The sequence below is a fragment of the Spirosoma foliorum genome (assembly GCF_014117325.1).
GTDB classification, from domain to species: domain Bacteria; phylum Bacteroidota; class Bacteroidia; order Cytophagales; family Spirosomataceae; genus Spirosoma; species Spirosoma foliorum.
Genome location: NZ_CP059732.1, coordinates 996,409 through 1,012,395, shown reverse-complemented (window position 1 = coordinate 1,012,395; position 15,987 = coordinate 996,409). Strand labels below are relative to the sequence as shown.

At 55.4% G+C, this 15,987-nt stretch carries 1 protein-coding gene; it reads right to left on the bottom strand.

Going from position 1 to position 15,987, the window contains the following annotated elements; all coding sequences use genetic code 11:
• Positions 1–5: 5 nt before the first annotated feature.
• Positions 6–15,965, bottom strand: a complete 15,960-nt coding sequence (locus H3H32_RS04150) for a T9SS type B sorting domain-containing protein (RefSeq protein WP_182461413.1) — start codon at positions 15,963–15,965, stop codon at positions 6–8.
• Between the last annotated feature and the right edge of the window lie 22 nt (positions 15,966–15,987).

The window sequence follows — 15,987 nt, the reverse complement described above, 5'->3', positions numbered from 1 at the left end:
CCGAATTAGCGGTTAATTGTCATGTATCGAACAAACTTGCGGCCATCACTCAGATGGATTATGTAGTAGTAGGTACCGTCGGGAACCCCATTCGAATCAGCCGAATTGATCAGCACACCGGTGTTGGGTTTACCATCCCAATCGTTTTGGTAATCCTCACTTTGGTAGACCAGATTGCCCCAACGGTTGTACACCTGCAGGCTAACCATCAGACCAGCGGTTCCCCGAATCACGAACCGATCGTTGGTGCCATCGCCGTTTGGCGAGAAGCCTTCGGGGATGAAGATCGACCCATAGGTCGGTGGCAGAGTCAACGTGGTCGCTTCGCGTTCGTTCGAATCGGTTGGGTTGCCATTGCCATTGAGGTCAGGATTCAACCCATTCGTCGACACATCACTCACCGTACCCGATTTAGCCACTGCCTGCGCATAAGCTGAGTTCAGGAAGGTGGTCGTGCTACCACTCGAAGCGACATTGACTACCATCTGAATCGTGTCGACTTTACCCGCAGCCAGCGTACTGGTATTATCGCCCAGAACAAGCACAGGGTCAGCGTCGCCGTTGAAGTTCGGATTCAGTTTCAGTGCACTACCCGTTGAGGTGATAATCGGTGCACTTACTACTCGGTAGGTCGATCCTGTCTGGTTGTTGAAGACTTTAGACAGGGTATCGCTTACGCTCACATTCTTCAGCGAATCAGGACCGTAGGCTTTCACCACAACCTGGTAAGTCACGTTGTAGCTACCATCCGATTGACGAACTGTATCGCGAACCGCCAGGGATACTCCAATGTACGAATCAGACGAAACGCTGTTCAACACGATTGGCGTTGTCTGGCTGTTGTTACGTGGGTCCAGATCATTGTCGGGGTCATCGTTGGTACCAGCGGTCGACACATCTTCGACTACGTCATCGGTTGGCGTCAGGGCCGAAGCCAGCGCCGTGTTGTAGAAAGTCAACGCGTCGGCATTCCGCACATCCACCCGAACCGTGAAGCTCAGCGTGGCTTTGGCACCCGCAGCCAGTGTACTGGCCGTATCGACCAACATATTGGTGATCAGGCCCTGACCTGAGTAACTCGGATTGACCGTTACCGTACCAACCCCTGAAACCGAGATCTGATTGCTAACAATGAGCGCACCGTGACCAAAAGCTGCGGAGAGGTTATCCACGACCTGAACCTTCTTGAGGTCTACACTACCCATGTTATTCAGTGCAATCGTGTACGGAATGTCGTAGATCCCAGCTGACACCAGCGTTGGCGCACCCACCGATTTAGCTACCCCAAGTAAGCCTTTGGGCATATCGAAGCGAACCGCGGTTGACACAGAGCCTTCTGGCGTCGGATCGAATCCATTGTTGGAGACATCCTTCACCGTCTGGCTACCGTCGAGGGTATTTCCCTTCGCTGTTGCCGAGGAATAGAACGGACCGCTGTTACCATTGGCCTTCACGTTCACCACGAACACGACGGTATCCTGAACACCAGCCGCTAAAGTGCTGGCACTGCCGAGAATATTCGGTTGCGTATTCCCATCGAAGCCTGCATTAGCCACCAGCGTGCTGCCCGATCCGGTTACTGGCGAACCAACAACGCTATAGGAAGCAGGCGATGCGAACACCCCGTTCAGACTATCCAGCAGACTGACCGCGGTCAGATCCACCGAGCCCACGTTCTTCAACGTCGCTTTATAAGTCACGTTGTACGAGTTATCAGGCTGCGGTTCAACCTTCACGACCGCCAGAGCTACACCCAGCCCCGGTGTACCGGTCTGCGACACAGGCGTACTGGTTGTATCGCGTACCGTCACGCTCGAACTGTTGTTGGCCCCGTTCGGATCAACATTGTCCAGATAGGTAATCTCGGCTCTGTTGATAATATCCACTCCTTTCGTCACAATCCGGGCGCTGAACACGATCTGAGCAGACGCGCCCGCTTTCAGACTATCGATCCGTTTGGTAATCATCCCATTCGCGAAGGTGTAGCCACCCGATGGCAACAGTTGCAGACCACTTGGCAGTACATCGCGTACATCGACGTTGTAAGCCGTATGTGGACCCGCATTGCTAACCGTCAGCGTATAGGTGACTGGCGAGCCATTCACTGTAGTCTGGTTCACCGTTTTAGCAATACTAACATCCGTTGCCAGCGTATCGGTGGCGCAGTTGAAGACTTTCACGACCACTTTCGCTGGTTTGCTCACGCAACCCTGAGCCGTTCGCTCCACAATCCAGTATGTACCTTCACACACCGAATCCGGCCGGATGACGATGTTGGATGAGTTACACTCGCAGATTCGATACGTATAGGTGCTACCGACTGTGGTGGTGGACAGCGCCTGCGTCAGATCGACGATTTTCGACGGACAGGTATTCCGCAGGTTCGTCACCAGCGGTGGCAACACAGGCTCGGCTATTTTCACCGTTACATCAGCCGATTTCACCGAGGTGCATCCTTTGTCGTTCATTACCTGTACACTATAGACACCACTCTGTTTCACCACGATGGTTCGCGTAGTGGCTCCGTTGCTCCAGTTATAGCCTGCATATCCGGCAGGGGCTTTCAGGATCACCGAATCACCGGCGCAGAGTTGGGTGCCCCCAGCGACCGTAATCACTGGGGTACTCTTCACACCATTCAGCGTCAGCACCAGTTGATCCGTAGCTACCGGGCAGTTCACGTTCGTAGTGCTTACCGTCAGCGTCAGCGTTACCTGACCAGCCTGTACATCATCCCCACTAGCGGTATAGATCGCATTGAGCGAGTATGGGTTATCGAAGCTTCCGTTGCCACTGGTGGTCCAGTGAGCGGTGTTGCCACCGCCCCCCATTGCACCGTGTAGTTGATAACTTGCCGTTGAACAAACACTCGCATCATCACCGGCATTGGCCGTGGCTGGGTTAACCCCATCGCAAGGTGTTGGTTCCGTGCAGGTAGTAATCTGCACATGAATCACCGCTGGCAGACTCACGCAACCAGTACTGGTCCGCTCGATCACGTAGTAGGTACCGGCACCAACGGCAGCAGGGTTTGCTACCTTGTTGGTCAGTGCGGCATCCGTATAGTATTCGAACAACCCACCCGTTGTCGTTGGCTGACTCGACATCGCGGTCGATAGATCCACCGTTGTGATTGGACACGTATTGGTTTTATCGACTACCGTCGGTACCGCTACTTTACCCAATACCGTGATGGTCAGTCCACTGGAAACATCGCTCCGGCAGGTGCCTGCCGCACTAGCACAGTAGGCCGTGTAGGTTTCGGTACTGGCAGGCGAAATGGTTATGGACGAGCCCGTCATGTTGTTGGACCAAATCACATGCTCATTCGTTGTGCAGCCCGTTGCCACCAGCGTTACCGGCGAGCCATAACAAACCGTTGTGCTGCCAGTACCTTGTAGTGATAGGGTTGGTGTGGCTGGCTTGCCGACATGAACCGTCGTAGCCGCCGACCAGTCACCTTCACAATCGCCCAGCTTGCACTTCACGCGGTAGGTAGCATCCTGTGTTGGCGTTACGGTCAGGATTGCTCCCGTTGTACTGCCATCCGACCAGAGGTAATTTCCGCTTGTGCAACCCGTAGCCGTTAGCGAGACCGTTTCACCAACGCAAATCGATGGCGTACTCACGATAATCGGTACGGCTGGTGTACCCAGGGTAATGTGCAGCGTAGCCGAAGGAGCACTTGGACAGCCATCCACTTCACAGATAGCCGTTAGCCAGCGTTCGGTATACACTGATGTCTGATAGACAGCTCCTTCTTTACCATCCGACCATTTCACAATTCCACCTGCGCAACCCGTGGCGGTTACCGAAACCGTACCCCCGTTACAAACTGTTGAGGCATTGCTCGACAGTGACGGTGCGTCAACGACGCCTACGTTCACTTTAGCACCCGTTGCATCGAAGGCGGCACAGCTATGACTAATCAGTTGCAGCACATCCGTCGTCCGGGTAACACCCAGGTTGATCGATGACAGCGCGAAGTAATTTGCATCACCCGATGCCCCGTTATAGACCAGCGTATGAATCGAGTAGTGAGCACTAGCCGATGGTACACTGAACTGAGGGGTTGTGCTGCTTTGCTGAATCACACCATCTTTCGCCAACAGGTAGACGACCGAATAGCCATTGGGTTGAACCAGACCACCACTCAGCGTTGCCGCTACAAGCGCGGTGGTGCTACCCGCGGCACATACGTTACCGTTCACCGGCGTCAGCCCACCTGCGTTAACCAGGCAATTTCCTGGATTGATCGTGATCGTATTGGATGGGTCGCTCAGACAGGTCCGGTATTTACACTGAGCCGAGTAGGTCTGCGTCCCTTCGGGGCGGACCACTAGCGAGCTACCGGTGTTATTTCCGTGGATGTCGTTAGCCGACCAGATCACCGTACCCGGACAACCACTGGCGGTCAGCGTCACTGACCCACCAGCGGTCACGACCGTAGCCGAAGCCGTAATCGTAGGTGCAGTAACTGGTACGACCGTAATCACATACGAACTCGAGGTTGGGCTCGTGCATCCGTTCATCGTGCAGTATACCGTGTAGCCCGTCGTTACCGTTGGTTTCACGATAATGCTGGCCGTGGTTTCACCTGTACTCCAGTGAGGGGTACCCAGGCAATTTTGCGCGGTAAGCGTTACGTCTTCGCCAACACAGATGGCGCTGGTACTGCAGACAGCCGTTGGCGTGGGCAGGGTCGTTACCGTCACCGTAATCACGTTCGACTTACCCGTACCACACTGACCAGCATCTTTACAGAGGGCATAGAACTCGTGGTTCGCATCCGTAGCGGTCATGGAAACAATCGCTCCCTGCTGACCATCTGACCAAATCACCGTGCCGCCCGTACAGCCCGTGGCCGTCAGCGTGACGACACCACTGATGCAAACCTGTTGCGTTGAAGCGGTTACTACCGGACTGATGCCTGTACCCGTATTGACAACTATGCTTACCGTGTTGGAAGCCCCGCTCTCACAGGTACCAACCTGGCACGTTGCGTAGTAGTCGGTTGTCGAGGTCGGATACATATCGATGCTTGCTCCCGTGCGGTTGATGCCATGCCAGATTACCGTACCTGCACAGCCCGTAGCCGTCAGCGTTACCTTCTCACCACTGCAAATCGAGTTACGACTGGCGGTAATGGTTGGTGCCGCAGTAGGTGCCAGGTTAATCGACACCACATTGGACTGTGGCGAAGGGCAGAGCGTTCCCGTCTGACAGATCGCGTAGTAGGTATGGTTAGCTGCCGTTGCCGTCATCGAAACGACCGCTCCGGTCTGACCATCCGACCAGTTCACGGTGCCATTACAACCCGTTGCGGTCATTGAAACAACACTACCCGAGCAAACGGTCAGGCTTGATGCAGTAACCACCGGAGCTGTAACCGGCGCGTTCACAACCACTGTTACTTTAGTAGATGGAGCACTTTCACAACCCGTAATCGTACAGGTCGCATAGTATTCGCTCGTTGATACCGGCGTCACCGAAATGCTGGTACCGGACTGATTGACACCATGCCATTGAATGGTTCCTCCTGCGCAACCCGTGGCCGTCAAGGTCACCTGCTCACCGCTGCAAACCGCTGTACGGCTAGCGACGATGCTTGGCGTTGCCATTTGTGGCACCGTAATGGTCACCACATTGGATTTGGCACTACCACAGGCCGTACCACTAGTAGGCACACACAAGGCATAGAACTCCCGATTCGTTGGGGTAGCCGTTACGGTAATAACCGATCCGGTCTGACCATCCGACCATTGTACCGTGCCATTGCAACCTGTGGCACTTAACGATACCAGGCCACTGTTGCAGACGAGGCTCGTTGAGGCAACCACCGTCGGCGCGGTAGCTGGTGAGCTGTTCACCGTCACCCGGACGGTGGTCGACGCACTACTTTCGCAAGCGCCCAGCTTACAGGTCGCATAGTACTCAGCCGTTGCTGTTGGATAGATGGTGATGGTTAAGCCAACCAAATTCACCCCATGCCATTGTACAGTACCGTTGCAACCCGTTGCCGTCAGCGAGACGGGTTCTCCACTACAGACGAGGGTTTTATTCACTCGTACAATCGGCGTCTGTGGATTTACCACCGCAATGGCAATCGCACTCGACTGATCGCTGAGGCAGCTGCGGAACTTACACTGAGCATAGTAACTGGTATTGGCCGTCGGAGCCACCGTGATGCTAGCTCCCGTCTGACCTGTCGACCAGAAGACCGTTCCGTTGCAGCCGCTAGCCGTCAGAACGACGGAGCCACCGGTGCAAATCGTATCGGCCGAAGCTGTTATCGTCGGAATAACTGGCGCTACAACCTGAATCGTGTAGATATTCGAGGATTTGCTGGTGCAGGCCCCATTCTTACAGAACACCCAGTAGCTGTTGCTGCCAAGCGTTGGCGTAACGACGATGCTGCTGGTGGTTGCCGTTGTGCTATTCCAGATTGGCGTACCCACGCAATTTTCCGCCGTCAGCGTCACCGTTTCGCCTGGGCAAACGATGGTTGTGCTACAGGTTACAGTTGGCGTTGGCAACTCCGTATTCACATTGATGGTCACCAGCGCCGGATTGCTTAGGCAAGTACCCAGGCGACACTGTGCCGTATAGGTTGTTTTGCCATAAGGCGTTACGACAATCGACGCACCTGTCTGGGTTTTCTCCGACCATTGGATCACGCCCCCTTCGCAGCCCGCAGCCGTCAGCGTGACCGACGTTCCGGGACATACATTATCCGCACTCGCACTGATTGTCGGTGTTTTGACATCCAGTACCGTAACGGTAATCGCATTCGAAGCGGGGCTCACGCAACTACCGATCACGCAACTGGCGGTATAGGTCGTCGTGACGGTTGGTGTCGCGACGATGGTCGCACCCGAATGGCCATCCGACCAGCGAATCGTACCCGATTCACAGCCACGTGTGCTGAGCATGGTGGAACCGCCTTTGCAGATTTCGGTAATCGCACAGGTTACGACCGGTGGTTCGACCGAGCAGCCACAATTGGCTACCCCAATCGTCACGGTCTGATCCTGCCAGCAACCCGCTCCGTTGAATACACGGATGGTGTACGTCTGACCACCCACCAGATTCGAGGCCAGTACGCCATTGGCAGGCACTGACTGAACCGTCGGGTTGGTCGTCGTAAAGCTGGTACCCAGCGCGAGAGCATACCGATAAGCCGTGTTGGCAATCGCCAGTCCATTAATGCTCACCGTACCGTTCGCCAATGGCTGACTACCGTTACAGGTTGGAGCCTGACTGGCCAACGTAAAGGTTACGCCTGCTTCCTGTTCCACCACAATAGGGCAGCAAGCACCATTGGGGCATTGCGACCCGTTGACCTGGATGGTGTATTCACCCAGTTGAGTCGCCGTATAGGTATAGCTGGTGGCACCTGAAATCGCACTACCATTGCGATACCATTGATAGCTGCTATAGCCCTTCGGAGCCGACACAACCACCTGGATTGGCGCTCCCTGACAAACTTTCACTGGAACCGTTGTACAAACGGTGGCCGTATCGCCGGGTATCGCTGCGGTGTTGTAAACCACACCCACCTGCGTAATGCTGGCCGAGAAGGTCAGGGTTGTCGTTGCTCCAGCAGCCAGATTTGGCACCGTCCAGATACCGACCGGACTGGTAGCCGCGTAGCTACCCGCCGTAGTCGAAACAGACCCTGGGATAAGTACCAGACCCGCACTCATCGATTCCTGAACGTCTACATTCGTTGCCGATCCGGTGCCTCTATTGGTCAGCGTAAGGGTGTAAGTCACCACTTCGCCCAGGCCAGCTCGAGTCTTGTTGACCTGTTTGGTCAGATCCAAGGATGGAGCCGGATTTGGTCCACAAACAACCCCTGGAATAGTCACCACCTTGTCGGCACAACCCGCTCTGCTTACCGTTAGGCTTAGTGGCGCACCCGAAGGCACACCCGTAATCAGCCCGTTACTGGCCACACCCTGACTAACTTTCACCGTTGCTCCGTTGAGGAGGGTGTAGTACAGGTAGTAGGTATTCGTGCCCTTGTCGTCACAGATCGGACCGCTCAGGCTGATACCTGGATTTTCACAGGGGTTTGTGCAGTTTGCTGGGCTACTCACATTGACCCGAGTCATACAGGTTCCGTCGGTTGCCGTGATCGTGAGCTGGGTTCCTACCGGGATACCGACGATGGTATTCCCCGAAATAGTCCCCGCATTGACACTCACAACGCCCCGGTCAGTCGAGTAGCTCACCGAATACGTACCGTTACCCGAACAGATTGGCTGACCGGTGGTCAGTTTAGGCTGCGTACAGGTTGGTGTTATCGGACACGAGGCTGGACTTTCCACCATCGATACGGTGTTACAGCCAATACCATTGCTGGCCGTCACACTCACTGGTGTACCCACCGGAATGTCGATCACACTCGAACCACTCACCGTACCCGCACTAGCCAGCACATTGCCTGTGCTGCTGTAAATGCTTACGCTATAGGTACCATTCGCTGGATTGCAAACGGGATTGCCTACGGTCAGCACCGGTTTCTCACAGGTTGGCTGAACGGGCGTCACCGTAATCACCTCGATATCACTATCATCTTCATCCTGCGATGGATTATGCTTGTGATCCCCTGACGTATCGTCATTGATCGGCGTACCATCGTTCCCCGGATTGTTATCCGGATCGGAATCTTTATCCGGCAGGTTCTGCCCGTTGCTCGCACTGCTGATCTCGGCTCCGTTGGTCAGGCTACCGGTTACACTCGAGCTTACCACAAAGGTGATGGTGCGCGTGGTGCTCTGCCCGGCAGTCAGATTCGTGATCGGCGTGTTGAGTGTCGCCTGACCATTGCTGGCTGTCCAGTTGGCATCGTTCAGCGCTAATCCCGCTGGGATGTAATCCGTCACCTGAACAGCTGTCGCGTCCACAGTACCCTGGTTGATCACCGTCACCGCAAAGGTTACGTTGCTACCCGCCACTACATTCGTAGACTGTCCAGGGGCCAATTTCTTGGTCAAGGCCAGATCGAAGACAGGAGCCGGATTCACATTAATCACTTCGATATCACTATCATCCTCATCCTGTGATGGGTTGTGCTTATGATCGCCCGACGTATCGTCATTGATCGGCGTACCATCGTTGGTCGGATCGTTGTCAGGACTCGAATCCACGTCTGGCAAGTTCTGTGCGTTGCTCGCACCGCTGATCTCAGCATTGTTGGTCAGACTACCCGTTACGCCCAACCCTACCGTGAAGGTAATGTTACGGCTCGTGCTCTGACCAGCGGCCAGATTGGCAATCACACTAGTAAGCGTAGCCTTGCCGTTACTAGCCGTCCAGTTCGCATCGTTCAGCGTCAGTCCAGTTGGGATGTAGTCCGTCACCTGAACGTTGGTTGCATCAATGTTGCCCTGGTTGTAAACCGTCACCGTGAAGGTTACCTGACCACCCGCTACCACATTGGCAGGCTGTCCATTAGCCAATTTCTTGGTCAAGGCCAGATCGAAGATAGGCGTACTGCAATTAGTAGGCGTGTTCAGAATCGCTACTGGCGAAGCCACACAACCATTGGCGTCCTTGATGGTCAAGGTATACGTGCCACCACTCAGGTTGTTGAGACTGGCCGCTGTGCTGCCCGTGCTCCAGGTATAACTATACGGAGCCGTACCACCACTGATGCTCACCAGACTCACACTACCCCCGCTCAGACTCGAACAGGTCGGTTGCGTGGGCTGGAACACGGCCGCGATCTCCGTGGGCTGGGTGATGGTGAAACTCTGCACCGCCAGACAACCATTGGCATCCCGTGCCGTCACCGTGTACACTCCAGCACCAACGCCCGTTAGATCCTTACTCGTCGAGCCATTGCTCCACACATACCCAATCGGTGGGGTGCCGCCCGTTACCGTGAGCACCACGCTACCCGTCTGGGTACCATAGCACTTCACATTAGTAGGCACACCCGATACCTGAGGACCAGCCAGGTTGCTGATGTTGGCCGAGGCCACACCCACACAACCACGGCCATCACTCACCGTAACATTGTAAGAGCCCGGAGCCACATTCACCAGGTTCTGGCTGGTAGCCACCACCACGCCAGCTGCATTGCGCCACTGGTAGCTGTAGGAACCACTACCCCCACTCACCTGCACACTCACACTGCCCGTGGCCTGACCACAAACTGCGTTCTGAGCCGTAGCCACCACATTGACCGGACTGCTGCTGCCTACCACCACACTCGTCGTGCTGCTACAGCCACTACCATCCTGAACGCTGACCATGTAGGTACCTGCGGGCAGACCCGCAAGGCTAGCACTGGTACCCATTAACACACCTGAGCTATTCGTCCACTGATAGGTATAGCTACCACTGCCGTTACTCACTTGTACGCTGGCACTGCCATTCGGCTGACCACAGGAGGTCGGACTGGCCTGAGCCAGAATCGCTGGCGCACTCGTCGAGGAGATGCTCACCTGCTTCTGACCCACACAGCCCTTGCTGTCGCTCACCGTCACCGTGTACATACCCGCCGACAGACCGGTGGCAATCGAACTGCTGCTCACCACACTGCCTGAGGCATTGGTCCACTGATAACTATACGGACCCACACCACTACCCACATTCACCACTACCGTGGCAATGCCATTGGATTGGCCACACAAGGCCAGCGTCGTACCCGTGTTCAAGCCCAGAGCCGTACACAATGGCGTCACCGTAATCACTTCAATATCACTATCATCCTCGTCCTGAGACGGATTGTTCTTATGATCACCACTCGTATCATCATTCACCGGGGTGCCATCGTTATCCGGATTGTCATCGGGAGTCGAGTCTTTATCCGTTCCGCCCGAGGCACTGCTGATCTCAGCGGTGTTGGTCAGACTACCCACGAAGCTGCTACTCACCGTGAAGGTGATGTTGCGCGTTGTGGTCTGGCCTGCCAACAGACTTGCAATCATCGTATTGAGCGTTGCTTTACCGTTGCTGGCTGTCCAGTTGGCGTCGTTGAGCGTCAGGCCAGCTGGGATGTAATCCGTCACCTGCACGTTAGTCGCATTGACACCGCCCTGGTTGATCACACTCACCGTGAAGGTCACCTGACCACCGGCGACCACTGTCGCGCTCTGGCCACTGGACAACTTCTTGGTCAAGGCCAGATCTAAGGACGCACAGTTGCTCGGAGTAGGCAACACCGCTAACGGAGAAGCTACACATCCATTGCCATCCCGAATTGTTAGGGTATACGTACCACCACTCAGCCCATTGATGCTGGCCGTTGTAGCACCTGTACTCCAGGTGTAACTGTAAGGAGCCGTACCCCCACTGATGCTCACCAGACTGATGCTACCACCGCTCAGACTCGAACAGGTTGGCTGAGTCGGCTGGAATACAGCCGCGATTTCGGTGGGTTGGGTGATGGTGAAACTCTGCACCGCCAGACAACCATTGGCATCCCGTGCCGTCACCGTGTACACTCCAGCACCAACGCCCGTTAGATCCTTACTCGTCGAGCCATTGCTCCACACATAACCGATCGGTGGGGTGCCGCCCGTTACCGTGAGCACCACGCTACCCGTCTGGGTACCATAGCACTTCACATTAGTAGGCACACCCGATACCTGAGGACCAGCCAGGTTGCTGATGTTGGCCGAGGCCACACCCACACAACCACGGCCATCACTCACCGTAACATTGTAAGAGCCCGGAGCCACATTCACCAGGTTCTGGCTGGTAGCCACCACCACGCCAGCTGCATTGCGCCACTGGTAGCTGTAGGAACCACTACCCCCACTCACCTGCACACTCACACTGCCCGTGGCCTGACCACAAACTGCGTTCTGAGCCGTAGCCACCACATTGACCGGACTGCTGCTGCCTACCACCACACTCGTCGTGCTGCTACAGCCACTACCATCCTGAACGCTGACCATGTAGGTACCTGCGGGCAGACCCGCAAGGCTAGCACTGGTACCCATTAACACACCTGAGCTATTCGTCCACTGATAGGTATAGCTACCACTGCCGTTACTCACTTGTACGCTGGCACTGCCATTCGGCTGACCACAGGAGGTCGGACTGGCCTGAGCCAGAATCGCTGGCGCACTCGTCGAGGAGATGCTCACCTGCTTCTGACCCACACAGCCTTTGCTGTCGGTCACCGTCACCGTGTACATACCCGCCGACAGACCGGTAGCAATCGAACTGCTGCTCACCACACTGCCTTGTGCATTGGTCCACTGATAACTATACGGACCCACACCACTGCCTGCATTCACCACTACCGTGGCAATGCCATTGGATTGACCACACAAGGCCAGCGTCGTACCCGTGTTCAAGCCCAGCGGGGCACACACCGTGCACGAAGCCGGTGGCACTACAACCACCATCGGCGAACAACCATTTACCGTTGTCACAGTCACACTCAACGGAATACCCGAAGGAATGCCACTGATCAAGCCATTACTCACACTGCCCGCACTGGCCAGTACCGTCGTACCTGGATTGACCGTGTAGTTGACCACATAACTCGTAGCCCCATTGCTACACTCAGGACCACTCAGGGTGATGGCTGGGTTCTCACAAGGGTTAGCACAAGAGGTCGGTGATACGACCGTCACTCGGGTCACACAGGTACCGCTGCCACTGGCCGTCACCACCACATTGGTCCCCACCGGAATCTGCTCGATCCGGTGCGCCGATGCGTTGACCACACCCACGTTGCTGCTCACACCACCACTACCCGTCAGTCGGTAGCTCACCGTGTAGGTTGTGCCCATGCACAGCGGCTGACCCACCGTCAACTGAGGTGGGGTACAGCCGTTGGGACCCGAGGCATTGCAGTCCACTGGCGAAGCCACACTGGCTACGTTCACACAGCCTACCCCATTGCTGGCACTCACACTTACGGGGGTGCCTACCGGAATATTAATCACACTCAGTCCACTCACCGTGCCCGCGCTGGCCACGATGTTGGTGGTACTGGAGTACACACTTACACTATAGAAGCCACTGCCATTACAGACCGGATTACCGACCGTCAAGATCGGCTTCTCACAAACCTGCGGATTGCAGCCCGTCGGTGTGATTAGCACCGCTACTGGCGAAGCCACACAACCATTGGCATCCTTGATGGTCAAGGTATACGTGCCACCACTCAGGTTGTTGAGACTGGCCGCTGTGCTGCCCGTGCTCCAGGTATAACTATACGGAGCCGTACCCCCACTGATGCTCACCAGACTCACACCACCCCCGCTCAGACTTGAACAGGTCGGCTGCGTGGGCTGGAACACGGCCGCGATCTCCGTAGGTTGGGTGATGGTGAAGCTCTGCACCGCCAGACAACCATTGGCATCCCGTGCCGTCACCGTGTACACTCCCGCGCCAACGCCCGTTAGATCCTTGCTGGTCGAGCCATTGCTCCACACATAGCCAATCGGTGGGGTGCCCCCTGACACAGTCAGCACCACGCTACCCGTCTGGGTACCATAGCACTTCACATGGGTAGGCACACCCGACACCTGAGGACCAGCCAGGTTGCTGATATTGGCCGTAGCCACCGCCGTACAACCTGTGGCATCCGTTACTACAACGCTATAGCTGCCCGGTGCCGCGTTGGTTAGGTTCTGGCTGGTAGCCACCACGCCACTGGCCGTTCGCCACTGGTAGGTATAACCGGAAGAACCGCCACTCACCTGAGCTGTGATCGAGCCGTTGGCCTGACCACAAACCGCGTTTTGAGCTGTTGCTACGATGGCTAGCGGGGTGCTGTTGCCCACCACTACAGAGGTCATGCTGTTACACCCGTTGGCATCCACCACGTTCACCGTGTAAGTGCCCGCAGGTAGATTACCTACACTTGCACTGCTACCCACAACCACACCGGTCGAAGTCGTCCACTGGTAGGTATAGCTACCACTGCCACTGGTGACCTGCACACTGGCACTACCATTAGCCAGCCCGCAATTCGTGGTAGTTGCCTGGGCGACGATTGCCGGAGCATTGGTCGAAGAAATGCTCACCTGCTTCTGACCCACACAGCCTTTGCTGTCGGTCACCGTCACCGTGTACATACCCGCCGACAGACCGGTAGCAATCGAACTGCTGCTCACCACACTGCCTGAGGCATTGGTCCACTGATAACTATACGGACCCACGCCACTGCCCGCATTCACCACTACCGTGGCAATGCCATTGGATTGACCACACAAGGCCAGCGTCGTACCCGTGTTCAAGCCCAGCGGGGCACACACCGTACACGAAGCCGGTGGCACTACAACCACCATCGGTGAACAACCATTCACCGTTGTCACAGTCACACTCAACGGAATACCCGAAGGAATGCCACTGATCAAGCCATTACTCACACTGCCCGCACTGGCCAGTACCGTCGTACCTGGATTGACCGTGTAGTTGACCACATAACTCGTAGCCCCATTGCTACACTCAGGACCACTCAGGGTGATGGCTGGGTTCTCACAAGGGTTAGCACAAGAGGTCGGTGATACGACCGTCACTCGGGTCACACAGGTACCGCTGCCACTGGCCGTCACCACCACATTGGTCCCCACCGGAATCTGCTCGATCCGATGCGCCGATGCGTTGACCACACCCACGTTGCTGCTCACACCACCACTACCCGTCAGTCGGTAGCTCACCGTGTAGGTTGTGCCCATGCACAGCGGTTGGCCCACCGTCAACTGAGGTGGAGTACAGCCGTTGGGGCCAGAAGCATTGCAGCCTGTCGGTGAATCCACCGTGGCTACATTCAAGCAGCCCACTCCATTGCTGGCCGATACACTCACGGGCGTACCTACTGGAATATTAATAATACTTAGTCCACTCACCGTGCCCGCGCTGGCCACGATGTTGTTGGTACTGGAGTACACACTCACACTATAGAAGCCACTGCCATTGCAGACCGGATTACCGACCGTCAAGATCGGCTTCTCGCAAACCTGCGGACAACTAGTGATACTAATCGGGCAGCACAAAGTGCCACTACAACCAGTAGCATCAACCGCACTGTAGCTATACATACCCGCTACCGTGGCCACATAATCTATCGCTGTTGCTCCGGGTATGGCTACTCCATCTTTGTACCACTGTACAGACGTGTAACCCTCACCCGTCGTTAAGGTGAAGGAGGTCTTCGTCCCACAAAGCGTGTAACTAGCTGGCACACAAGGAGCGCAGCTCTCAATACTAATGGGACAACATAAACTTGTACTACAACTCGTGGTGGCATCCGTCGCACTGTAGCTATACATACCCGCTACTGTGGCAACATAATCTGTGGTGGTTGCTCCGGCGATGGCTGTCCCATCTTTATACCATTGCACATTAGTATAACCACTGCCAGCCGTTAATGTAAAGGAAGTCCTTGCCCCACAAATCGTGTAACTTACTGGCACACAAGGGGCGCAGCTCTCAATACTAATGGGACAACAGAGGCTTGTACTACAACTCGTGGTGACATCCGTCGCACTGTAGCTATACATACCCGCTACTGTGGCAACATAATCTGTGGTGGTTGCTCCGGCGATGACGGCCCCATCTTTATACCACTGCACATTGGCATAACCACTGCCAGCCGTTAAAGTAAAGGAAGTTTTCGCCCCACAAAGTGTGTAACTTACTGGTACGCAAGGGGTATCCAGATTCGCTTCAACAACTGGGTTCGCCTGTTTATTTGCCAAACGTTCCAATCTGTTTTGCCCACCTAGTTCACCCATCGAAGCCAGGTTTTCATCTCGCCTGGCGAAGAGATTCAACCGCTTTGGAAAGCTATGGGCTGACAAGGTTGATCGGCGACCCTCTCCTCCTGGTAGAGTAACGGGCTTCAAAGGCTCAGTCATGGCCTTACACACCCCTACAGTAACGAAGGATAGGACCAGCAATGGCAACAAAATGCGGACTACCCACTTAGGTGGGCTACACACATTCTGCCATAAGGAGCAGGTAAACGGTAGATACTTTTTCATAGATGACTGTGTCTTGGTGTAT